A 22788-nucleotide genomic window follows, 5' to 3' on the forward strand; every position below is an offset into this window, starting at 1 on the left:
ACGACTGCATAAATTTGTTCATCCTATCAGGACGATGGCGAATGCTGCAACGCCAAGAAAGCTTCCAAATGGAAGTGCATTGCGCTGATGTTTGGCGATTACATGCAGGGTGGAAACCACAGTTAGTCCGATGGCGCTCGCAATCAGCAACGTCATCGGCAGGGCCTGCCAACCCAACCAGATTCCCAAAGCACCAAAGAGCTTAGGATCGCCAGCACCCATGCCATCATGTTTCCTAAAAAGTTTGTAAGCCTGCCTAATAATTTCCAAGCTCAAAAAGCCTGCCACCATTCCTGTGGCCCTGCCTGTCCAGGCGATGTCGGGTGTGAGCATCGGGCCCACCAGAACACCCATGACCGCTAACAAAAGCACCAGTCGGTTTGGTAGCCAAAGGTGCTGATAATCGAGCATGATGAGCGGAAGTAATAGCCAGCCAAACACAGCCGCTGCGATGGCTTGCGCTGGCGGAAGCAGGAGAACAGCCACGGCACCGATTAAGGCTGCGATCAATTCGGTTGCCAAAGGCAGCAGTCCGATAGGCCCACCGCAATGTCTACATTTGCCCTTTAACATTAGGTAAGAGGCAATTGGAACTAGGTCATAGGCAGCAATCTGATGCCCGCAGTTATCGCAGTGAGAGCGCCCAGTTGCCACACTTTTGCCAGTCGGCCACCGACTGCACATGGCGGCGACGAAGCTTCCCCAGATCGCGCCCACCGTCAGTTGTGAGGCTAGCAGGAACCATAAAGGCAATCCCGCAACTATCGCGCTGAAATGTAACAGAGCGCTGTTCAGAACCGGCCCTTTTGCACAAGGCGATAGCCGCCAGCGACCGGACGGAATCCGGCAAGCGTCAGCATCGTACCCTGCTCTACCGCCTCGGCGTCAAGCGTTACGGTCACCGTGTAGATGCCGTCCGCGGACAGCCGGATGTCGGCGCGTTCCATTGCGGATTGGCTGACCAAGGGCAGCAAAATCCCAGCACCATCGCAGCGCGGTTGTCCAAGCATGCCATTTTGCAGGTTCAGCCCGGGCAAACTGTCCGACATGATCAGGCGAACTTGCCCACCTGCCTGCATGCACCGGCCCGCCGCGAATTTCGCGGAGAAGCCTTCAAACTGGATATTTTCAGCTGGAAAAGGCGCAAAAAGCGCTGCGATCGGAAGTGTTGCGTTCAGATTATTGACGGACATGCTGCCAAAGCCGCGCGACACTGTTCCGGTAAATCCGGGGCGATAGGGTGCATTGCCCCGCGACAATAGGATGTCCGCGCGGCCCAAAAACAGTGGCCCAACCAAAAGACGCGCATTCACATCGCCAATGGGCAATTTGCCAAGACGCAAGTCACGGATAGACCCGTCCCAGATGATGCCACCCACTGTGCGCGCCGAAACGCCCTCACCGCTAACGATTGCCCGCAGCGGCATGAATAGGATCACCGACAGCATCAGCAACACAGCCCACATGACAACCAGACGGCGGCTCATGGCGCATCCTGCTGCAACTGGGCATCGACGGTGACACTGCCATTCGTGCCTGTACGCAATGTAAGGCCGCTTACGGTGACATTCTGGCTCTCAAGCTCCGTCAGCCATGCAAGAAAAGCAGGCGCACGTGCCTGATCAATACGAAAGCGCATTTGGCCCGGCGCGGCATTGCCGGACGTGATGATGTCAAAGCCCTTCTCGCCCGCACTTTGTGTAATCAGCACATCGATATTGGCGGGAGCCGTTGCACTGGCAACGCGTGGCTTTGCCAGTGCCGCATCAACCGTTGCGACAATACGCCCACGACGCTGCACCGCGGTGTCATGGTCAAGCTTTGCCTGCTCGACGGCGGATAACACCGGCATGATAATCCCAAAAACCAACACTACGAACGCCGTCAGCCCGCCGGCTGAACCGACCAGCCATTGCTCACGCCGCGTTAGCGCAGCAAACCACATACGTGCTGCAGCTATCATGGCATCCTCATCGTAAGATCGACCAGCGTCGCGCCCGTCGCGTCTGTACGCGGTGTGGCGGTGATGGGGTAACCATCTTGCTGAATGGCGAGTAACGTCTGGTTGATATTGTCTGAACTGGGCGCAGCCAAAACGACCGTCAGAACGCCATCTTGGGCAAAGCGCATGTCACGCACCGATACATTGGGCGACGCTTTCACACTGCGCCACAATGCCGCCGATAATGGCGAAAAGCGCCCCTGCAATATGCCTTGTTTGCGCATGGCAGCAGCGAGTTGCACCTCCGCCTGATCAATATCGGTAATCGCCGGATCAACCTTTTGTGCCGCGGCAAGTGCGATGCTATTTTCGTTGCTGGTTGCGCTCCAATATTTCCCGAGCGTCACCAACATGGTCAGCGTGCTGATCACAACAAGCGCGATGCACAGGCGCTTAATCCATTTCAACTGTTCTGCCGTTGCCCAGATGGACCGCACTTTCTTGGCAAAGATACCCTCGCGCAAATTTAGCAGCGGTTGCTGGCTCGCTGTCCAAAGCATTGTCCGCACTGTGTCCGCGTCCAAAGTCTCAACGGCGGTCTCGCCTGCAAAAATGCTGCGGAAAACAGGCTCATCCGGCATTGCAAATTGCGCACTGCGAAGGACGTTCAAACCTTCAAAATCGGCCGTGACGACCACGTCCGCAGGCGGATCAATTGCGAGGCCAAAGGGCAAAATAATGTCTGGATTCACGCCGTGCGCTGCTAGGCGATCCAATCCGCGCTGCATGACTTCGGGTGCAATTGTGGCTGTGACATAATTATCGCCAACATGCTGCGCCGCGCTCGTGTGCACCAGTCCAAGTGATTGTTCGGCGGCGCGTAACTTGGCCACGCCTTCGGCTTGCCGCGGCTCCAGCCCTTGCAGCGAAAACCAGCTGCAGCGCACATCAGCAGGTGAGACCACAGCCATCACTGTTTCGTCATCCGCCGAAGGCATAAATTCGGACAATGCACCGGCATGTTGCCACACGCCGTCCGTCACGCGGAAAAGTGCGGGATCATCGACGTCGGACGAAGGGAAGCGCAGGATGACGACGGTCATTCCTCTTCCCCCCAACTGCGCCAAATGACGCGCGCAGGCGCAGGCGAAGCGACGATCATCGATTCGCCAGCGAGCGCCAGTTCCCCAAGCGATACCCGTGTATCCAGCAAGAAATAATTGCTCGTCAGTTTTACCTGCCCTTGAACCAGAGGTGCCGGCTCCAACGCTGCCAGCTCGGGGGCAGCCCAGAATCGAATGAGGCTGCCATAGCCACTCGATGGCCGCTTGGCGAGATAGCTCCGTGCGGTCGCGATATTCAATTTACCTGGCGGGAAAAGCATCGCCAACAATGGCGCCTGTTCGGGCAACAAGGTATTAACGTTCAACGGCGACAATATGGTTTCGGGCAGAACGCAAATCCAGTTCTGCAGCTTGCTATAAATGGCGGGGCTCACGCCTTTTACCGCGCGCAGTTCGCTCGGGTGGGCGAAAGGCCGATTGGCAACCATATAAGGCACAGGCGCGGCGCGGTACGCATCATCCTCAGCGCCATTCGGCAACGGTGTAATATCGCTATCGGCCCAATCTGCTGCTGCAGCTGCGATTGCGCGAGCAGCATTCTCATCGGTACCAAGAACCACCAACAACGACGTCAACTGATCCTGACCCGCCGTGCTGGCCTGATATCGTTCCTCCGATTTTGTGACCAAACTATTGAGGTTAAAACAATTCCCGGCATCACGCACTGTCGCCGTTGCCGTACCGATGGGAATAGGCAGGCTTTGTGGTGCCCCCAGCCAGCCGCCTGCCAAAGTTGTCTGCGCAGCATCGCGTGCGACCAAGTCCTCAATCCGCGCCGCCGCAATCGATTCAGCGGCATAGGTAAACATCCGCGCCTGCGCCAAAGCATTACCATTGGTGGATAACTTGCTGGACAGCGTCAGCCTGTCCAGCGTCGTCGCTGCAATGACCGAAAGTACCGCGACCATCAGCAAGACCGACAGCAATGCCGCGCCGCGTTCAGATGATTTGGGCAACATCAGCCAGCCGCCCCTTCTTCTGCACTCGGCGTTGGCAAGATGCGTGTCTGCGGCCCTACAAGGAACAACATACGCTGTTCAGGCTTGCCCTTGACGGTAACCGTCAGGGCGATCGCGCGCGGCAAGGCGTTCGCATCGGTTGCGGTCCAATCGCTCCGCCATTGCCCTTTATCGTCGCGATATTCGGCGGTCGCTGAAACAACATCCTCAAGCATTGTTGCCGCGTCAGCAGGCGCAGCACCGTCCAGCATGGGCCAGCTTAGACGTTTCAACGCGCCGTTCTCAAGCACATAGGTCACGCGTTGTAGGCCCGCGCGGGGCGCGCCATCGAAATTGGACCAGCCGGCCCGCACCAGCCCGAATATCCCACCGGGCACAGTGGCATCGCCTTGGGTAAAGGCGGGCACGGGCTGTCCGGATTGGTCGCGCACCGGCCGCGCGATGGCTTGCGCAAGGTCTGCCTCCAGCGCGTTGGTCAGCCGTTGTGAAAGCGCCATTTCGCCAAGACGTTCTTTGACCGCAATTTGCGTGTCTGTGCCTGACCGCAGAAGCGTAACGCCCGCAACCGAAATGAGCGCAAAAATGGCCAGCGCCACAAGCAGCTCAATCAGCGTGAATCCCGCCTCCGATTGCCGCGCCGCATTCATTGTTCAACAGGCCTTGCGATCGTCAGACGCGCCTTACGCAAGGCCGCATTGCCGGTGCCGACAACGTCGATTTCGACCATCACGAGGCGCGTGTTGTCGGTCGGGCTTGCGGTTGCTGTCCAGCGCCAATTCTGGCCGCCATTCATTTCTTCGCCACGTGTTTCGCCTAAGGTTGGCGGCGCGGGGTTTGACAGGATTTCGACCGCCACATTGCGCGCCACTTGCCATGCCATGCTGCTGTCGCCCAAATTGGACGTGGAGCGCACCGAATAGCCCTGCAGGCGGACCATCGCCAGCGCAGCAAGGCTGAAAATCGCGAGCGCAACCATGATCTCCAACAATGTGAAGCCATTTTGTGTTGGTTGTGAATTACCGGACAATGCGCACGTCTCCGGTCGCGGCCAGCGCAAGTGTCACGGTCACCGCATCATGCTTTAGCGTAATATTGGCCGCGCTTGATGGCATGCCTGTGCTGTCGAAGGCGATGCGCATTTGCCGTGCACCAGCCATGTGCACAGAGGTACCGCTTTTCCAGTCTGTCGGCGTAAAGGGTGCCCCAGACAATGGTTGCCACGCGCCAGCATTCCGCGCCTCAAAACCATAGCCCGACGGGCGCACGGTTACCGCCATGCTGCGCGACTGCAATATGGCGTGATCGCGCAAGGCGGCAACGCGCGCGGCAAATTGCTCCGCCTCGTCGCGTGCACCGCGATCGGTTGACTGCACCGTCATGACGACGGCTGCACTCGCAATGCCGATGATGAAAATAACCACCATCAGTTCCACCAAAGTGAAACCCCGTTCATCCGCTTTCATATGAGGATGGATTGACGGCTTAGTCGCCGTAAATATCAGCATTTTCATTCTCGCCACCCGGCGCGCCATCGGCACCAAGCGAGTAGATGTCAAAGGCGCCGTTCTTGCCCGGCATTGTATATTGGTAAGGGCGGTTCCACGGATCCGACGGCAGTTTTTTGATATAACCCGCGCTGCGCATGCCTGCAGCGGCAGGCGGCGTGACCAATGCCTGCAATCCGGCACCAGCATCTGGATAGGTCAGATTATCCAAACGATATGTCTCAAGCGCTTGTCCCAAGACAGCTATGTCAGCCTTTGCCTTTTGCACCATCGCCTTGTCTTGATTGGGCAAGACATTGAGGGCGACGATGGTCGTCAGCAGCGCGAGAATGAACAATGTCACCATCATTTCGACCAAGGTGAAGCCATTACGCTGTGCCGCCGCAGCCTTACGGCTAAATTTCGCCGACGGACGGCTTGTGTCAGTGAAAAGATTATAAATGATGCGGAGCATGACTAAAGTCCCGTGAGGTTTTGGAGTTGAAGTATCGGCAGCAAAATTGCCAAAATGATGACAGCGACGACACCGCCCATTGCAACGATGATGAGCGGTTCAAGAAGCGATAAAGCGGTGCTGGTGAAATTATCAAATTCGCGCTCAAGATATTCCGCCGCGCGTTCGAGCATTATATCCAACTGCCCGGCGCTCTCGCCGCTTGCGGTCAAATATACCAGCAGCGGTGGGAAAACCCCGCTTGTACGCATCGCACCCGACAGACTGCCCCCGCTCCGCACCGATTCGACGATATCGTCATTGGCGGCGGAGAGCACTTTATTGCGAATGGTGCCGCCCGTCAGGCGTAGGCCCTCCAGCAACGGCAAGCGGCTAGCGACCATTGTTGCCAAGGTGCGCGCCATGCGCGCAGCATGCAAGTTGCGCAGCAGCTTCCCAAGCAACGGAATGCGCAGCACCGTGCGGTCCACCGACAAGCGGAACGCCGGCCGCTTAAGCGCTTGCACAAACAGCAAGCCCCCAAGGACAAAGGCGATGATAATCACCCAATAATAATTCGCCAAAAACGCCGATATGCCGATGACGATGCGCGTAATCAGCGGCAGTTGCTGGTCGACATTGTCAAACTGTTCAACAACACGCGGGACCACCGAGACCATGAGCCCCATCACCACCAGAATCGCAACCAGTGACAAAATCGCCGGATAGGCCAGCGCACCAATCAACTTGCCGCGCATCTCGGCCTGCCGTTCAAGCAATATCGCGAGACGTTCCGTAATAAGCGGCAATGTGCCCGCCCCCTCGCCCGCGGCAATCATTGCGCGGTATAATGGGGGAAAGCTGTTGCCTTCACGGCGCATGGCTTCGGACAGGCGCTGTCCCTCGACCACGCCTGCATGCACTTCGGTCAGTATCTTCCGGACATGTGGCTGTTCGCTCTGACGGCTGATCGTCCGCAACGCTTCCTCCAGCGGAGAAACCTGCGCCAATGACGACAATTGCCGGGTAAACAAAGTGAGCTGCTTGGCATTCAAACGCGGCTGCCGCTTAATCGGCAGGCTGGCGAGGACAGGCGCGCGCGCGGGTGCTGGCGCGACGCTCACAATATATAGATCCTTCGATATAAGGCGATCGCGCGCCGCATCGTCATTGGCAGCAGTTATCCGCCCGCGTTGCTCGCGGCCATCCGGGTCAATCGCATGATATGCGAAGTCAGGCATCTACAATGTCTTCGCGGCGCGAAATTCGGATCGCTTCCTGAGGGGTCGTATGACCGGCGCGAACAAGCTTGCGTGCAGCCGCGCTGAGATTGGGTTGATTAACAAAGGCATGTCGCGCCAAAATTGCTTCGTCGCCACCATCGTTGATGAGACGGCGAATGGTGTCATCGACACGGACCGCTTCAAACACCCCGATGCGACCCTGGAACCCTGTGTTGTTGCACTCTGGGCAACCGACGGCCTTGTAGACCGCTGTCCCCTTGTCAAAGCCCAACAACGACGCCGCGTTACCATCGGCCTGAACTGTTTCGCGGCAGCTTGGGCATAGACGGCGCACCAATCGCTGGGCGACGACAGCACGCAAGGTTGAGGCGAGCAGGAATGGCTCAACCTTCATATCGCGCATACGCGTGATCGCACCGAGTGCATCGTTGGTATGCACGGTGGTGAGCACGAGGTGCCCCGTCAACGCAGCCTGCACGGCGATATCGGCCGTCTCACGATCGCGGATTTCGCCGACCATGACGACATCGGGATCCTGACGCAAAATGGCGCGCAGTCCTGCGGCAAAAGTCATCCCGACTTTGGAATTTACCTGTGTCTGGCCAATGCCATCCACCGCATATTCCACGGGATCTTCCACCGTCAAAATATTGCGTGTTCCGTCGTTCAAGCTCTTCAGACCGGCATATAAGGTCGTCGTTTTACCCGACCCCGTTGGCCCTGTGACCAAGATGATGCCATTGGGTTCAGCCAATGCTTCATGTAGGATTTTTAGCGTTTCTTCCGACATGCCAAGCAAATCGAGCGAAATGCCGGCATTTTCCTTATCGAGAATACGCATGACCACACGCTCGCCTGCACGGCTTGGCAGGGTCGACACACGCACATCGACAAGCTTGCCACCCAGCGTCAGACCGATGCGGCCATCCTGCGGAATGCGGCGTTCAGCGATGTCGAGGCGCGCCATGACCTTGATACGGCTGACGACAACCGGTGCGACATTAGCAGGCAAGCGGAGGCGTTCCTGCAACACGCCGTCGGCGCGCATGCGAATGACAAGGCCCGTTTCATATGGCTCGACGTGAATATCGGATACGCCCTGGCGGACAGCCTCAGCAATGATGCCGTTGATTAACCGGATAACCGGCGCGTCATCGGCGCTGTCGAGCAAATCGTCCGCGCTCGGCAACATATCCGACAGCAAATCGCCGTCATTGGCGCCGATTGAACCAGCCATCGCCGCGGCGCTGCCGTCCATCGCGTAATGGTCGGACAAATAACGGTCAAAGGTCGCATTGTCGGCCATTTCGACATCAAATGGCATCGACAGATAGCGCCGGACCTCAAGCAACATCAACGGATCAGCGCCCTCACGCATCGCCACCACAATGCGACCATCGCTTTCATGCCGCAGCACCAGACCATGCGCCTTGGCAAAGGCATAAGGTAAATCGACCAGAGGTGCGATCAAAGCCGGTGCAATGGCGACGTCTGGCTCGACCGGTATATTGGATGCTTGCTCGGTTGTCTCCTCGTGCGATGTCATGATTGCGGATCCCCAGTGGCGGAAGAGACCGCGCTTGCGGGAACCTCCGCCGGTTGCAACGGGCCACCTGTCTGGGGCCGCGTCAAATTGCCATCAGCACCGATCATGATGTCATTTGTCCGCACATCCGGCGCAACGGGCGGCACAGTGCCCATATAATCGCGCAGCAATTCGTCGATGCTTGGTTCGGCATCTGGATTGCGCGTCAACTGCATGTCGCGGACATAGTCATAACGTCGGGCCGTCAACTGGTCGCCATCTTCGCGGCTACGCAAGATGGTCGGCCTAATGAAGACCATCAAATTGGTTTTGCTGCGGCTGCGGCTGCGTGATTTGAACAGTTCGCCAATGAGCGGAATGTCACTCAACAGCGGGATACGCTCAATGGTGCGGCGTTCATCGTCATTGAGCAAGCCACCAATGGCCAGCAATTGGCCGTCGCCAACGGTCAATGTCGTTTCAAACTCGCGCTTGTTGAGGATGAGGTCGCTGGAACGCGATGACACCGGCCCTGCAACGCTCGACACTTCCTGTTTAAGGAACAGCTTCACGTCGCCCTGCGCGTTCACTTGCGGGGTCACCTCAAGCTTGATGCCCACTTCCTGACGCTGAACCGTCCGGAAGGCGTTTTCGAAATTGGCGGATAATTGCTCGCCGCTGCTCACGGGCACTTCTTGCCCGACGAGGAACTTCGCCTTTTGGTTATTCAGCGTCACAATATGCGGCGTCGCCAGCAAGTTGGACTCGGTGTCCGCCGCAATCGCATTGATAATCGTGCCAAAGATCGCATTCTTACCGATATCCAGCGCAAAACCACCAAAGCCGCCAGTAGCGCTCAGGATCGACGCCGCCGCTGCTTCCTGAAGGCTGTCACCCAGCGCGCTATTCGTCGCAGTCGTGGTCGTATTGCCATTCACCGTCGTCGTGGTGCGCGTCAGTTCTTCGGCACCAATTGCGCCCGCAATCGTCAGGATATTGGGTGAAGCGTTGGCGTAATTTGTCGCCGCAAATGGCGCGTCCTTGCCACCGACGAGGAATTGTACGCCAAGCTTTTTCGCCGCTTCATTGCCGATTTCGACAACGATTGCCTCAACCAAAACCTGTTCGGGCCGTGTGTCCAGCTGACGGATGAGCTCGCCCAACGTGCGTTGCATTTCGGGGTTTGCCGCGATGATAAGGGCGTTGGTGCCTTCATAGCGGGTCACCACAACGGGGCCACGGCCACCAATGCCATTGGGGCCGGTTCCCGACGAAGATGCAACGATAGGCGCAACGACAGCGGCAGCGCCGCCGCCTGCAGCTGGCGCAGAAACAGGTGGCACGTTACTAGATACAGACGATCCGCTCTGCCCGCCAATCAACGACTGGACGGTCTCCAGCAAGGTAGCGGCGTTGGCATGCTCAAGCCGGTACACGCGAATTTCGGCGCCTGATTGTGCGCGCGCATCCAATTCTTTGGCCATCGCAGCAAAGCGCGCAACCGACGTCGGGTCACCACGCAGGGCAATGGCGTTGCTGCTGTCAATGGCCGCGATGGAAACAGGCGGCCTCGCGCCCTCGCCGCCGCCTTGACCAGCCAGCGCCTGAAGTGCGGTGGCTATTTCACGCGCACCGGCGTTATCGAGTGCGACGATCTGCGTCGCTGCGCTGTCGCGGTCAATCTGGCGGAGCAAATCGCGGATGCGGCCAATATTGTCGGCATAATCGGCGACCACAAGGCTGTTCGCGCTTTTGTTGGCCGTCAACGAACCTTCGCGGCTTATCAATGGACGCAGCGTTTCAACGGCTGAGGTGGCATCAATTGAGCGAAGGCGGAATACTTCCGTCACAAATTGGCTTGATGTTGCGGACCGGCTACCGACGCGTGTCGGTTGCGTTGCGGCGCCGTCGGAAGGTTGGATCCGGTAACCACCGCCACGAATGGGAATCGCGACAAGGCCGTTTGCGCGCAGTGTCGAGAGGAACACCTCAAAATATTCCGAACGCGACAATGGCCGGTCCGTAACCACCGATACCTTCCCATTCACGCGGCCATCGACAATGAACGTCTGTCCGGTGACGCGGGCCGCATCCTGAACAAAGGCACGGATATCGGCATCACGCACATTCAATGTCTGCTGCGCGGCGATAGGCTGGGCAAAAACAAGCGCGCTGCATGCCAGCAAAAGGGTAAATTTACGGATCACGGTTGTTCCAGATTTAGAGCAATGGGGACCTTTGCGCCGCCGCGTTCAACTTCAACGCTTAAGCGGGCTCCGGGCCTGATTTGAGAAGCAATGTCAGCCGCCGAAGATACCGGACGGCCGTTTATGCCAACGACAATGTCGCCAGCCTGAAATCCGGCGAGGCGCAACATCGTGCCATCATCGCGGGCTTGCAGAACGAGACCGGTGACCCTGCCCCCTTCATTACGCGGCGCAAAGCCGATCGATTTCTGAAGCGTCTCGGCATTCAGGCCGACGCCTCCGCCGGGCGCCATTGGCGTGGCTGACGTGCCTGATGCAGGCGGACCAACCGTTTCCGCAGGCACCGACTGATCGAGATATAGCGATTCTTTGACGCCGCCGCGCGACAAAATGACATGGTCAAAGGCAACGGAATCCAAAGTTACGCCGGGCGCGACTTCTTCGCCAATGGCAAAACTGTTCTGCACGCCATCTTCACCAGCGATGATAGCCGAACCACCGCCCGAGCTTTCATTGGTGCGGACGCCGAACAATGTCAGGCTTAACGATGTGACATTCCGGGTGGAATCTGCGGCCGCGTCATTGCGAAAAAACGGGTCAAATCCGGCAAATAGCGCCAAACGGGCGGACTGTGGTACCACATTGACCGACGGCGCACGCCAGTCATTGACTGGACCAACGGGCGTTATCAATATCCAGAACAGACGCGCCGTTTGAACGGCGGTCAATGTGGCCAGAACGCCAAGAATCAGGCGACCGGCGGACACAGAACTTAAGCGGTGCGACTGCGCTTTAACCCTTTCTGCCCATGTCATTGCCACTGAATCCCCCCGGACGAATCCGCTTGATGATACCGCCCTAACGCGCGGCTGTGACCGTCGAGTGACTCCTAAATGACAGTTTAGTGACGCCCACAAACGAAGGCAGCGTGCCAGACAAAATGACGGCGACATGTTGAATCCAACATGCCGCCGCGAGTCAGGGGGCTGTATTCCCTTTAGAAGTTAAGCTCTACACCGATTGAGGCGCTGATGCCTTGTTTGTAACGGTTGTAGAAAATCTTGTTCGCTCCGTTTTCCTGAAACTCCTGATATTTGGTGTTGGTCAGGTTGCGGACTTCGAGTTTCAATTCAGCTTCTTTGCCGCCAAGCGTAAAGCCTTCACGCGCAACGAAATCGAGCTGGATACCAGGTTTTTCCTTGATATCCGGCTGACCCGATGCACCACGGCTGGTAACCCGGTCGGTCGAATAGCTGAACAAGATGGTCTGCTGCGACAGGCGCTCGGTATCTTCGAGACCGAATTGCAGATTGACCAGATGATCCGCCTGCCCCGTCAATGGCGAGCCGTCGGTGAAGAAGTCGAGGGCGTTGGTGGACGATGCGTTAAACACCGCAACCGTGTCCCCAGCCTTCACACTGATTTTTGATTTGGTGTAGGTGTAGTTGGCAATGACAACCGCGCGGCGTGTCGCAAAAAAGCCTTCGTCGCCAATCGCAGAGAGATCGAAATATTTCTGCGTTTCGATTTCTACCCCGTACAAATCAGCCTTCGGTGCGTTCGCGAAGCTGGTGATAACTGAGTTATCATCAAAGCTTGAGAACGACTCGATGGGACTGTCGATACGCTTGAAGAAACCGGCAATAGTGAAACGTTGCTCACGGTCAAAATACCATTCATAGCGCGCTTCAGCATTGTACAACTGGCTGTCCGTCAACAGCGGGTTACCGCGGAAAAGACGGTTGGAGTCGGTATCGTAGAAGTTCTGGAAAATCAGTTCGCGGAATTGCGGACGCGCGATGGTTTTCGACGCGCTCACCCGGAACTTCATCTGTTCATTCATGTCCCACGTCAGCGTCGCTGCGGGCAACCAATAGCTCCGATCCAAGCTGGTGGAGGCAAGCGATGCTGTTGGCGTGGTGAACACCTGAACCGGCACAACGGTCTGTTCAGCGGTTTCGTAACGCACACCAAGGTTCAGGCTGATTGCTGGCGTAATGAACGCCTGAATTTGGCCATACCCAGCGTGGTTCAACAAGCTTGCATCAAAGACGGGGTTTGCTTCGTTGGTATCGATCAACGCAATGTTGTAAAAATCGATAATGCCCGGCTGCAGCAAAAGGTCTGGACGGAATAATGACGGCGCGATCGGCGTGCCGCCGGGTGCAACAAACTGGAAGTCACGGCGTTCGGTGCGGCGAACCGTGTCGGAATAGGCATAGCCTATCGTTGCGGTAATATCCGGCGTGACCTTTGCCGACAGATCCACACCACCGGCCCACAGATTTTCATTCAAATAGGAATAGCTGACTTCAGCGCTTCCCTGTTGACCGTTGTTAAGACGGTTGATGAACAATTGGCCGTAAGGATCCGACGTGATGTTGCTGCGGTAATATTCCAGGCCGATTTCATCCGGCGCTTCACGTTGGGAATTGGCGTAGGCTGCACGGACGCTCAAATTCACGTCAGGTGACAGTTTGAACTCACCGACCAGCTGGCTATCCACCAACTGGCGTTCGAACCATGCTGTATCCTGTTGCAACAATGTCGCGGTGGGCGATGTGGTCTGACGGGTGCCGACGCCAAGACGCGCTTGTTTCAGCGTGTCGCGAATGAACAGATTGGTCCAACGGATTTTTTGTTCGCCCACTTCGATACCGAAGCCAAGCAAGCCGTTCACAACCATACGGTTGTCGGTAATGACTTTCTGGAAATCCAGCTCTTTCTGGCTCAGATCAAGCGTCGATGCCGTTTGTTGGATCGTGTCGCGGGTACGCCATTTGTTGCTGTAACCAGCGTTGAAGATGACCCCCATAGTGGCGTCATCGCCAATTTCAACGTTCGTGCCACCGGTAATCGTGGCTGAGCCATTGGGCGGCAGATTCTTGTCACGCTGAACAACAGCATTCCGGCCGGTGATGAGCTCGCCGGCAATAGCCTGCGTATCAACGTTACCCGCGCTGATGCGTGCGCCGCTGGCAAGATAGGATGCAAGCGCGGGCTTTAGGTTACGGTTACCATTGTCGAAACCACTCCAATCCTGCGAGCTACCATAATATGTGTAGCCCAGTTGATTGGTGGTCTCGCTATTGGCGCTCAAGTCACCGCCGACCGTCAGGAATGTTTCGCGCGGGATCGCCTTGGTGGTCAGATTGATAACGCCGCCGCCAAATTCACCGGGGAAGTTTGCCGAGTAGGTTTTTTGCACAAGCGAAGATGCAATCACGCTTGTGGGAAAAAGATCGAGCGGAACAACGCGCTTCAATGGCTCAGGGCTCGGGAGCGGAGAACCGTTAAGCAAAGCGAGCGAATAACGATCACCAAGGCCACGAACATAGACAAAACCGCCGCCAACGACGCTTAGGCCAGTGACACGCGATAGTGCGCCGGCAATGTCGCCTTCACCGGTACGTTCAATATCCGCGCTCGACAGCACGGAAACAACTTGCGCCGCGTTCTTGGAAATGTTGCGATCCAGATATCCGCGCACGACGATTTCTTCGCCACCCGGAATAGAGACATCGACATCCTCTTCGACTGGCTCGGCTGCGTCTGCTGGCGTGTCTGCTGGTGCTGCTTCAGCACTGGCTTGTTCGGCCTGTTCCGCTGCGGCGTCTTGCGCCATCAGCATGGAAGGCGAAACGAGCGCCGACGTCAAAAGCAACAGTCTGATTGCCTCCACTGGCTTCAACATTGTAATTCCCTTTTATAAATTCGAAAAAAGGGTGAGGTGCATGCCCGCTTGGCCGCACCTCACCCGATATTATCCGCCAGCTATTAATATGTTGGCAGTGAGGTGCAGAGACCGGTTACGCTGGTGCCCAGATTGGCCGTCGCGCTGTTGCAGGTCCAACCTGCATACCAAAGGTCGTTGGCGTCACGGACAGCACCGATATAGGTTGTTGCATCAAAGTAAGAAGCGATGCTGCTGGCGTTGAACGCTGTAACTGCGTTTTCGGTGGCACCATTGATGAACAATGACGTCAAGCTTGGTGTGAACGCGCTGTTATTGTTGTTCGCTCCCGAACCGAACACCGCGCTGACTTGCGCCTCTGTTACACCATTCGAACCAACAAACGCTGGCGATCCGCACTGCATAACAACCGAACGGAATACTGGTGCGCCAGCTTCGTCAATGGTTGCATCTGCTGTTGCCGATATGGTCTGTGGACGGCTGATCCGCAGGCATGATGTCGATGGGCTGACAACCACACCGTTAAACATGCTGTAGTCGGTACCACCACGCAGCAACATTGCCGACAGGTTACCGGTGTTGTTGCGCTGAATGAAGGTGAAGTTCGACAGGCGTGTGTTCTGGCGTGGCGTATTGCCGTCCAGAGCGTTGTCCGAGTCAGCTTCGATCATCGAGTCACCGGCATTTGGACGCTGCACTGCCAATACATATTGGAAGTTCGCCTTTACGCCGGTGTCCGTGTCCAAGTTATCGTCATCCGCACCAATCGACACGAAATACTTCATGTTGACGTTACCGCCGAAGAATTCTGCGCCATCGTCAGAGCTGTTGAACGACTGGATGTTGTTCAGAATAGTACCGGTGCCGGTACCGCCCGTGGTCAGCGATTGCAGTTCGGAGTTACCCGAAAGGACAAAGCCCGAGAAGCGGATTTGGACAAAGCTCAAACGGCCGCTGTTATCGGCGGTGTTCGCGCCACCATAAAGTGCCGGGTCAACTGCGCCTTCAACCTGACGCTCGCAAGCAACAGTGCCTGGAGTTGCAGCAGGTGCTGCGCAATCGGTGATGGGTGCGCGGCCGTTAAGAACGATACCGCCCCACTGACCAATCGAGCTGTCGTTGTTGAGACCGAGGACGTTGTCACGGCTGGTGAAGATGATTGGGAGGGCAGCCGTACCAACAGCGTTGATGCGGTTACCGCGGTTAACATTCAACCATGACACGCCGGTTCCGCCAAAGACGATAACGCCTGGTTCGATGTTAAGTGTGACGACATTGTTTGTCGATGAAGGACCTTGGTCTGTACCAACGTCAACACGGCCACCAAGACGATACAGAACGCCCGCAATCTTTGGCAATGTGCTGGTGGTGTTGACGCGCGCTGGCAATGTGCAGACGCGATATGTGCCGGTTGGGCCAGTGATCGTACCGCTGTCGGTCAAGCCCTGCGCATCAGCGATCGTTGGGCAGCCGCCCGCAGGTGTAACTGTCGCAGTTGGCGGTGGCGGTGGTGGCGGCGGCGGAGGTGCAGCCGGGTTGTTGATGGTGATGTTACCACCAGTGCCTGGTGATGCGATATCATCTGCGCCACAGCCGGTGACGAGGGCAGCTGCTGCCGTCGCGTACACGATCCCACGCAATTTTGGGTTTAACATTCTAAATCTCCGCAACAAATAAGACGTGCCCGATATGGGCAAATGCAACGGACCAGAATCGAATCATCATAAGGCCCCACCCGTTGACCATGCGGCAAATAGGGGCGAGCTGTGACATGGCTGTGCTTATCACATTGCATTTAGAAGAATGTTTTGCGTCAGATATATGACAGCCGCAGAACAGGCGGGTCACGGCAAAATTATGCGCTACAAAAGACGAAAGGCGAGCCGTTAGGCCCGCCTTTTATAAAGCGTTAGACGTGAGATGTTACGTCAGTACATTTGGATCAGCGCGTCGCAATCCGCATCTGCAAACCGGCATAGGCCTTACGCGCAGCGTCTTTTGAATTCATCACGCGACCGTCGGCGAGCACCAGATCGACGGTATCACGGCTCTGCATCGCGGCGGCGAACATATTCGAAGCCTCTTCCATACGGCCCATACGCGCATAGGCACGGCCAAGGTTGAGCAGCTTCGCAGGATCATGCCGGCTCACTTGCGCGCTTGTCAGTATTTGAGAAACTGCCCGTTCATTGTCGCCCTTTACGAGAGCCTCATAGCCAATGGACCCCTTTGGGTAGGCTGTTTCAATATTCATGGTCGGTTGGGCGTGGGCTGCACCGCCCATCAGGCCAGTTACTAAAGCACCTACGAATAGCAGTTTCATCCGTGTTCTCCTCATCTCTGCCTTAAATATGACACTTATATGACATCACTGCAATAAAATTGTAATATATTGGCCACTTGTTTGATGATGCAAAATCCGCGCTTTAAATTCGGTAATATTTCAGACACATAACTTCTATCAAAGTCGCACAAGAACCGCATCAAAGTGCCACCACCCTTCCCTAGTTGGGCGCTGCAAACCAATGCAGGGAAGATACCAAATGCGTAAAATTACTGTGATGCTTTTAGCCGGAGTCGCTTTCGGATCTGTGCCAGTTATGGCGCAGCAAACGACTGCACCAACAACAGCCGACTCAGAAGAAGCCGAAATCGTCGTATTCGGCCAGGGTGAGACCCGTCAGGTTCAAGAAGTGTCGAGCAAAGAACTTCTGATCCTCGCGCCAGGCACCAGCCCGCTAAAGGCCATTGAGAAGCTGCCAAGCGTAAGCTTTCAATCTGCCGACCCGTTTGGGACATATGAATGGTCAAGCCGGGTCTCGATCCGTGGCTTTAACCAGAACCAGCTCGGCTACACACTCGACGGAATTCCGTTGGGCGATTCAAGCTATGGCAACAACAACGGCCTGCACATTGGCCGCGCCATCATTTCGGAAAACATCGGCGTTACCCGCGTTTCGCAAGGTTCGGGTTCAATTGGCACACAAGCCACGAACAACCTTGGCGGCACGCTCGAGTTTTTCTCGGCGGACCCAAGCGACGGCTTCGGCGTTGATGCGAACCTGACTTATGGTTCGTCAAACACGATGCGCGCATTTGGCCGCATCAACTTTGGAGAAGCGGGCGGCGTTCGCGGATTTCTATCCGGCGTTTACCACAATGCCGACAAGTGGAAGGGCGGCGGCGAACAGCGCAGCATGCACGTAAACGCCAAGGCCATCATTCCCGTGGGTGATGCCGAATTTGACGGATTCTTCTCCTATTCCGACCGCGCCGAGCAGGATTATCAGGATCTCTCGCTCGAGATGATTAATCGCCTCGGTTATGACCATGACAACTATTTCCCTGATTATGCCAAGGCGATTTCCGCGGCTCGTGGTGTATATGTTGCCCCAATCAATAATCTCGACGACAGCTATTATGATGCATCAGGCCTGCGTAAAGATACGCTCGCTTCTTATGGCCTGACCGCGCCTTTGGCCGATGGCGTGACCTTCAAGATCAAAGCATATTATCACAATAATACCGGTCAAGGCACATGGGGCACTCCATATGTTCCAAGTCCAAATGGCGTGCCCATGTCGGCGCGCACAACCGAGTATGACATCCAACGTGGCGGCGTATTCAGCTCGCTGAACGCTGAAGTTGGCGACCATGAAGTGACTGTCGGTGGCTGGTACGAGCATAATGACTTCACGCAAGCGCGTCGTTTTTATGCCTATGAAAGCAACACGACGCCTGGCCTTGATCACACTAAGTTCTTGCGCAACCCGTTCTTCACGCAGTGGCTGTTCGATTTCAACACCGACACGCTGCAATATTATGTGCAGGACAAGATCAGCCTTGGCGATCTGACTATCAACCTTGGTTGGAAGGGTTTCCAGGTCAATAATGAATCCGACCCACGTATTCAGGGTTCGTTGGCTGCCGGCAAAATCAAGTCACAAGACTGGTTCCAGCCGCATGCAGGCGTTGCATATAAGCTGACGGAAAAGGCCGAAATCTTCGGCGGTTTCACTCAAGTCACCCGCGCGTTTGTTTCATCAGCAACAAGCGGACCATTCGCGACGACACAAGCGGGCTTCGACGCTTTGCTCGCACGTGGCCTGAAACCAGAAAGCTCAGACACGTTTGAGCTTGGCGCACGTTACAACGACAATGTCTTCAACGGCGTGATCGGTGTATATTATGTCAACTTCCGCAACCGCCTGTTGGGTGTACAAACCGGCGCAGGCATCGTTGGAAACCCTGCCATTCTTCAAAATGTCGGCAGCGTCCGCTCGCTCGGCTTTGAAGCCGCAGGCGATGTACGTCTGGGCGGCGGCATGACCTTGTTCGCATCATATAGCTACACAGGTGCAACATATCGTGAAAACGTTATCACCCCAACGGCGGTTATTGCCACGAAGGGCAAAGAAGTCGTCGACACGCCAAAGCATCTGCTGCGCGGCGAAGTTGCGTATGACAGTGACGCATTCTTCGGACGCGTTGGTGCCAATTACATGAGCAAGCGTTACTTCAACTATTTGAATGATCGCTCGGTACCCAGCCGTGTCCTCGTTGACGCCACAGTGGGTTACCGCCTGGATGCGGGGCTCCGTGCACCGCTTGAACTGCAACTGAATGCCACGAATCTGTTCGGCAAAGATTATGTCTCGACCATTGGTTCAAACGGCTTTGGCAATAGCGGCGATAACCAAACCTTGCTGGCGGGTTCACCGCGCCAGATATTTGTAACATTGAAAGCTGGTTTCTGATGAAATCGGCTTTGCTGATTGGCAGCGCGCTCCTTGTGAGCGCGCTGCCGTCGGCGGCCTCGGCCGAGCCGGTGCTGCTGATCTCAATTGATGGTTTGCAGCCCGCAGACATTTTGAAGTCCGAAGAGCGCGGCATGCAGGTTCCCAACCTGAAACAATTTATTACGAACGGAACCTACGCTGATAAGGTGAAGGGCGTTCTTCCGACCGTCACTTATCCCAGCCATGCAACTTTGCTGACGGGTGTTAGCCCCGCAAAGCACGGCATTGTGGGCAATAACAGCTTTGATCCCATGCAGATCAACCAAGGCGGATGGTATTGGTACGCCACAGATTTCAAAGTCCCCACCTTGTGGGATGCGGCTGCCAAGGCCGGACTGCGCACGGCAAATATTCACTGGCCGGTCAGCGTTCAGGCAAAAGCCGTTACATGGAACATCCCGCAGATATGGCGGACTGGGCATAATGATGATGCAAAGCTGCTAAAGGCGCTTGCGACGCCCGGCCTTATCGAAACGCTTGAAACAGACCTTGGCAGCTACGCGCCGGGCATTAACGAGAGCATAGAGGGTGACGAAACCCGCGGCCGTTTTGCCGCCGCGCTTATCAGGCGCGAAAAACCCGATTTCACAACTGTGTATCTGACCGCGCTCGACCATGAGCAGCATGAAAAAGGTCCCGATACAGCCGCAGCTTATGCTGCTTTAACCCGGATCGATAAGGTCGTTGGCCAGATCATTGCCGCACAAATGGCCGCGCATCCCGATAGCGTCATTGCTGTCGTATCGGACCATGGCTTTTCCAAGGTCGACACCGAAATCAACCTGTACCGTGCCTTCATCGACGCTGGCCTGATTGTGCTCGACGGTAACGGCAAAATCAAAAGCTGGGAAGCCAGCCCCTGGAACTCAGGCGGATCGTCAGCGATCATTCTATCGCGTCCGGATGATGCCGCGCTGAAAGCGCGTGTCGCGAGGGTGTTAGCTGAACTCAAGGCGGATCCGAAAAACTGCATCGCAGAAATTGCAGAGCCCGCAGAAATAGCGCGCCTTGGCGGAAATCCGGAAGCGAGCTTTTACATCAGCTATGCCCCCAATGCGTATGCAGGCGGTTTCAAGGGACCGGATGCGCCATTGGTGAGCGCGTCTGGCAGCAAGGGCATGCACGGATATTTTCCCCATAGTCCATTGATGCGGTCAAGCTTCATGATGATGGGTAAAGGCGTTGCCAAGGGACGCAGCCTAGGTGAAATCGACATGCGCTCCATCGCACCAACGCTTGCCAAAGCCATGGGTGCGCTTCTGCCTGACGCAGAGATGCCTGCGGTCCGATAATGACAATTGGCAATTCTTAACGGCAAAAAAACTGTCATTGATCTGCCACGCACATGACTCATCCGTCGTTTAGGGCTTCATTAAGACAACGGGGGATGGGCAATATGACAACCACTGAATTAAGCGACAGCCTGCTTTTTAAAAGCGATGGAAAAGGTCCAAAACTGCCGTCATGGTTCGATAAGCCCGAACCCAAAAGCTACCAACCAAAGATGCGGTTTCGCACGGTGTGGATTTCTGATGTGCATTTGGGGACAGCAGGGTGCCAGGCGGGTCTGCTGAGCGATTTTCTGCATTCTATCGAATGTGAGACGCTTTATCTGGTCGGCGACATTGTCGATGGCTGGCGGTTACGCAAGGGTTGGTATTGGCCAGACCAGCACAATGAAGTCATCCGACGGGTGTTGAAAATGGCGCATCGCGGGACCCGCGTCGTCTATATTCCCGGCAATCATGACGAAATGTTCCGTGATTACGCAGGCCTGAGCTTTGGCGGGGTCGAGGTGCAGTTGGAGGCGATCCACCACACCGCCGACGGCCGTGCCTTGCTTGTAACGCACGGCGATGCGTTTGACGGCATCGTGCTATATGCCCGCTGGCTCGCCTTCTTGGGTGATCAAGCATATACCTTGCTGTTGAAAGCCAACGTCGTTCTCAACGCGGTGCGCCGCAGGTTGAACATGCCTTATTGGTCGCTTTCATCCTATCTGAAAATGCGGGTCAAAAACGCGGTACAGTTTATCGGGCAATATGAAGAAGTGGTGGCGCGCGAGGCCGCGCTTCGCGGTGTTCAGGGCGTTGTCTGCGGTCACATCCATTCTGCCGAAATCCGGCAGTTTGGATCGATTACATATTATAATGACGGCGACTGGGTCGAAAGCTGCACAGCGTTGACCGAGGCGAAAGACGGATCCATGGCGATTATCGATTGGGCCGAGCATGTCCGTAAAGCTGCCGAAAAGCGGGCTTCGATCGCGGCGTGAGGATCGCCATCGCAACGGACGCTTGGCTGCCGCAAGTCAACGGCGTTGTTCGGACGATGACCGAAACGGTCAACCGCCTGAAATCGCGCGGACATACCGTCGAAGTGATCGCACCGGACCGGTTCACCACCATTCCCTGCCCCGGCTATTCGGAAATCCGCCTTGCGCTGGCGCCCCGCTTTGGCGTGCGCAAGGCTTTACATGCCATGGCTCCGGACATTGTCCATATCGCGACCGAAGGCCCAATTGGCTGGAGCGCACGGGCATGGTGCCTTGCGCATGATGTGCCCTTTACCTCGGCATTTCATACCCGCTTTCCGGATTATCTTGCTGTACGAACGGGGCTATCCGCTGAGTGGTTTTGGCCAATCATGCGGATGTTCCATAAGCCATCTCGTGCCGTCCTGACCGCAACAAGGGGTCTTATGGATGAGCTTTCAGTGCGGGGTATCCCCAATACCCGCTTATGGTCACGCGGCATCGACCATGGCCTTTTTCATGGAGATCAGCCCGACCATCCCCGGTTGGCAAACCTACCCAAACCCATCATGATTTCCGTGGGCCGTGTTTCCGTGGAGAAAAATCTGGAAGCCTTTCTATCTGCGGAAGTCGCAGGCAGTAAGGTCGTTATAGGCGACGGCCCTGCCCTGTCTGAATTAAGGATAAAATATCCCAATGCCGTTTTCCTGGGAACGCTCAAGGGAACTGAACTGGCAAGCGCCTATGCCACCGCAGACGTTTTTGTGTTTCCAAGTCGAACCGATACATTTGGGTTGGTGATGATCGAAGCGTTGGCATCTGGACTTCCGGTCGCTGCATTTCCCGTCCCTGGTCCTTTAGATATTATCGGTCCGGATGGTCGCGGTCCCTGGTCCGAATTGTCACGACCGATCGGATCTTTAAGCGACGACCTGTCCTGTGCCATTCGGAAAGCGCTTGCAGTGCGCAAAGCCGACGCTGCTGCATATGCCCAGAGTTTCGATTGGAATCGATGCACTGACCAGTTCATTGGCGCATTAGGTGAGGTCACTAATCAAAATGCCTGACTTATAATCCCTTGTATGGAAGGATGTGTTCTTTT

The 22788-nt window shown here is 56.0% G+C and carries 20 protein-coding genes; 4 read left to right on the forward strand and 16 right to left on the reverse strand.

The features are described 5' to 3' along the window. Window positions 1–18 precede the first annotated feature (18 nt). From GGR91_RS09755 to GGR91_RS09830, 16 genes are all read right to left on the reverse strand, one after another. Complete coding sequence (locus GGR91_RS09755; protein WP_322788801.1) at window positions 19–717, reverse strand: prepilin peptidase; 699 nt, start codon at window positions 715–717, stop codon at window positions 19–21. 74 nt (window positions 718–791) lie between these two features. Further along, entirely contained in the window at window positions 792–1487 is a 696-nt protein-coding gene (gene gspN, locus GGR91_RS09760; protein ID WP_183941988.1) for a type II secretion system protein N, read from the reverse strand. Continuing rightward, window positions 1484–1963, reverse strand: a complete 480-nt coding sequence (gspM, locus tag GGR91_RS09765) for a type II secretion system protein GspM (RefSeq protein WP_183941989.1) — start codon at window positions 1961–1963, stop codon at window positions 1484–1486. The genes gspN and gspM overlap by 4 nt, the downstream gene beginning before the upstream one ends. Continuing rightward, entirely contained in the window at window positions 1960–3045 is a 1086-nt protein-coding gene (locus GGR91_RS09770) for a type II secretion system protein L (protein ID WP_183941990.1), read from the reverse strand. Before GGR91_RS09770 ends, gspM begins: the two co-directional genes overlap by 4 nt. Further along, the gene (gspK, locus tag GGR91_RS09775; RefSeq protein WP_183941991.1) at window positions 3042–4025 is read right to left on the reverse strand and encodes a type II secretion system minor pseudopilin GspK; all 984 of its coding nucleotides are present in this window, start codon (window positions 4023–4025) and stop codon (window positions 3042–3044) included. Before gspK ends, GGR91_RS09770 begins: the two co-directional genes overlap by 4 nt. Then, window positions 4025–4672: a type II secretion system minor pseudopilin GspJ gene (gene gspJ / locus GGR91_RS09780; RefSeq protein ID WP_183941992.1), complete on the reverse strand. Its 648-nt coding sequence runs from the start codon at window positions 4670–4672 to the stop codon at window positions 4025–4027. The genes gspK and gspJ overlap by 1 nt, the downstream gene beginning before the upstream one ends. Further along, window positions 4669–5052, reverse strand: coding sequence for a type II secretion system minor pseudopilin GspI (gspI, locus tag GGR91_RS09785; RefSeq protein WP_246337138.1), 384 nt, complete (start codon window positions 5050–5052; stop codon window positions 4669–4671). Before gspI ends, gspJ begins: the two co-directional genes overlap by 4 nt. Then, entirely contained in the window at window positions 5042–5488 is a 447-nt protein-coding gene (locus tag GGR91_RS09790; RefSeq protein ID WP_183942072.1) for a GspH/FimT family pseudopilin, read from the reverse strand. The genes gspI and GGR91_RS09790 overlap by 11 nt, the downstream gene beginning before the upstream one ends. A gap of 19 nt (window positions 5489–5507) precedes the next feature. Beyond that, on the reverse strand, window positions 5508–5984 hold the full coding sequence (gene gspG / locus GGR91_RS09795) for a type II secretion system major pseudopilin GspG (protein WP_183941993.1): 477 nt from the start codon (window positions 5982–5984) through the stop codon (window positions 5508–5510). 2 nt (window positions 5985–5986) lie between these two features. Next, complete coding sequence (gene gspF / locus GGR91_RS09800; RefSeq protein ID WP_183941994.1) at window positions 5987–7204, reverse strand: type II secretion system inner membrane protein GspF; 1218 nt, start codon at window positions 7202–7204, stop codon at window positions 5987–5989. Further along, window positions 7197–8753 carry a type II secretion system ATPase GspE gene (gspE, locus tag GGR91_RS09805; RefSeq protein WP_183941995.1) on the reverse strand — a complete coding sequence of 519 codons (1557 nt, stop codon included), beginning with the start codon at window positions 8751–8753 and terminating at the stop codon, window positions 7197–7199. Before gspE ends, gspF begins: the two co-directional genes overlap by 8 nt. Then, window positions 8750–10939, reverse strand: coding sequence for a type II secretion system secretin GspD (gene gspD / locus GGR91_RS09810; RefSeq protein WP_183941996.1), 2190 nt, complete (start codon window positions 10937–10939; stop codon window positions 8750–8752). The genes gspE and gspD overlap by 4 nt, the downstream gene beginning before the upstream one ends. After that, window positions 10936–11754, reverse strand: coding sequence for a type II secretion system protein N (locus GGR91_RS09815; protein WP_183941997.1), 819 nt, complete (start codon window positions 11752–11754; stop codon window positions 10936–10938). Before GGR91_RS09815 ends, gspD begins: the two co-directional genes overlap by 4 nt. A gap of 182 nt (window positions 11755–11936) precedes the next feature. After that, window positions 11937–14633: a TonB-dependent receptor domain-containing protein gene (locus tag GGR91_RS09820; protein WP_183941998.1), complete on the reverse strand. Its 2697-nt coding sequence runs from the start codon at window positions 14631–14633 to the stop codon at window positions 11937–11939. A gap of 83 nt (window positions 14634–14716) precedes the next feature. Then, window positions 14717–16288, reverse strand: a complete 1572-nt coding sequence (locus GGR91_RS09825) for a hypothetical protein (protein WP_183941999.1) — start codon at window positions 16286–16288, stop codon at window positions 14717–14719. Between the two features lie 287 nt (window positions 16289–16575). Further along, window positions 16576–16956, reverse strand: coding sequence for a tetratricopeptide repeat protein (locus tag GGR91_RS09830; RefSeq protein ID WP_183942000.1), 381 nt, complete (start codon window positions 16954–16956; stop codon window positions 16576–16578). Between the two features lie 220 nt (window positions 16957–17176). Between GGR91_RS09830 and GGR91_RS09835 the strand changes: the two genes are divergently transcribed. The 4 genes from GGR91_RS09835 to GGR91_RS09850 all read left to right on the forward strand — a co-directional run bounded on the left by GGR91_RS09835 (window position 17177) and on the right by GGR91_RS09850 (window position 22753). Beyond that, window positions 17177–19390: a TonB-dependent receptor gene (locus GGR91_RS09835; RefSeq protein WP_183942001.1), complete on the forward strand. Its 2214-nt coding sequence runs from the start codon at window positions 17177–17179 to the stop codon at window positions 19388–19390. Next, a complete protein-coding gene (locus tag GGR91_RS09840) occupies window positions 19390–20724 on the forward strand; it encodes an alkaline phosphatase family protein (RefSeq protein WP_183942002.1) in 1335 nt (444 codons plus the stop codon). Before GGR91_RS09835 ends, GGR91_RS09840 begins: the two co-directional genes overlap by 1 nt. A gap of 104 nt (window positions 20725–20828) precedes the next feature. Beyond that, window positions 20829–21707, forward strand: coding sequence for a UDP-2,3-diacylglucosamine diphosphatase (locus GGR91_RS09845; RefSeq protein ID WP_183942003.1), 879 nt, complete (start codon window positions 20829–20831; stop codon window positions 21705–21707). Next, window positions 21704–22753: a glycosyltransferase family 4 protein gene (locus GGR91_RS09850; protein WP_183942004.1), complete on the forward strand. Its 1050-nt coding sequence runs from the start codon at window positions 21704–21706 to the stop codon at window positions 22751–22753. Before GGR91_RS09845 ends, GGR91_RS09850 begins: the two co-directional genes overlap by 4 nt. Window positions 22754–22788: the final 35 nt, after the last annotated feature.

This window comes from Sphingorhabdus rigui, from assembly GCF_014196595.1.
Classification (GTDB): Bacteria; Pseudomonadota; Alphaproteobacteria; order Sphingomonadales; family Sphingomonadaceae; genus Sphingorhabdus_B; species Sphingorhabdus_B rigui.

Excerpts from the sequence above, each read along its gene's own strand:
- gspN (WP_183941988.1), bottom strand. The coding sequence starts at position 1,487 with ATGAGCCGCCGTCTGGTTGTCATGTGGGCTGTGTTGCTGATGCTGTCG.
- gspM (WP_183941989.1), bottom strand. The coding sequence starts at position 1,963 with ATGATAGCTGCAGCACGTATGTGGTTTGCTGCGCTAACGCGGCGTGAG.
- GGR91_RS09770 (WP_183941990.1), bottom strand. The coding sequence starts at position 3,045 with ATGACCGTCGTCATCCTGCGCTTCCCTTCGTCCGACGTCGATGATCCC.
- gspK (WP_183941991.1), bottom strand. The coding sequence starts at position 4,025 with ATGTTGCCCAAATCATCTGAACGCGGCGCGGCATTGCTGTCGGTCTTG.
- gspJ (WP_183941992.1), bottom strand. The coding sequence starts at position 4,672 with ATGAATGCGGCGCGGCAATCGGAGGCGGGATTCACGCTGATTGAGCTG.
- GGR91_RS09790 (WP_183942072.1), bottom strand. The coding sequence starts at position 5,488 with ATGAAAGCGGATGAACGGGGTTTCACTTTGGTGGAACTGATGGTGGTT.
- gspG (WP_183941993.1), bottom strand. The coding sequence starts at position 5,984 with ATGCTCCGCATCATTTATAATCTTTTCACTGACACAAGCCGTCCGTCG.
- gspF (WP_183941994.1), bottom strand. The coding sequence starts at position 7,204 with ATGCCTGACTTCGCATATCATGCGATTGACCCGGATGGCCGCGAGCAA.
- gspE (WP_183941995.1), bottom strand. The coding sequence starts at position 8,753 with ATGACATCGCACGAGGAGACAACCGAGCAAGCATCCAATATACCGGTC.
- GGR91_RS09815 (WP_183941997.1), bottom strand. The coding sequence starts at position 11,754 with ATGACATGGGCAGAAAGGGTTAAAGCGCAGTCGCACCGCTTAAGTTCT.
- GGR91_RS09820 (WP_183941998.1), bottom strand. The coding sequence starts at position 14,633 with ATGTTGAAGCCAGTGGAGGCAATCAGACTGTTGCTTTTGACGTCGGCG.
- GGR91_RS09825 (WP_183941999.1), bottom strand. The coding sequence starts at position 16,288 with ATGTTAAACCCAAAATTGCGTGGGATCGTGTACGCGACGGCAGCAGCT.
- GGR91_RS09830 (WP_183942000.1), bottom strand. The coding sequence starts at position 16,956 with ATGAAACTGCTATTCGTAGGTGCTTTAGTAACTGGCCTGATGGGCGGT.
- GGR91_RS09835 (WP_183942001.1), top strand. The coding sequence starts at position 17,177 with ATGCGTAAAATTACTGTGATGCTTTTAGCCGGAGTCGCTTTCGGATCT.
- GGR91_RS09840 (WP_183942002.1), top strand. The coding sequence starts at position 19,390 with ATGAAATCGGCTTTGCTGATTGGCAGCGCGCTCCTTGTGAGCGCGCTG.
- GGR91_RS09845 (WP_183942003.1), top strand. The coding sequence starts at position 20,829 with ATGACAACCACTGAATTAAGCGACAGCCTGCTTTTTAAAAGCGATGGA.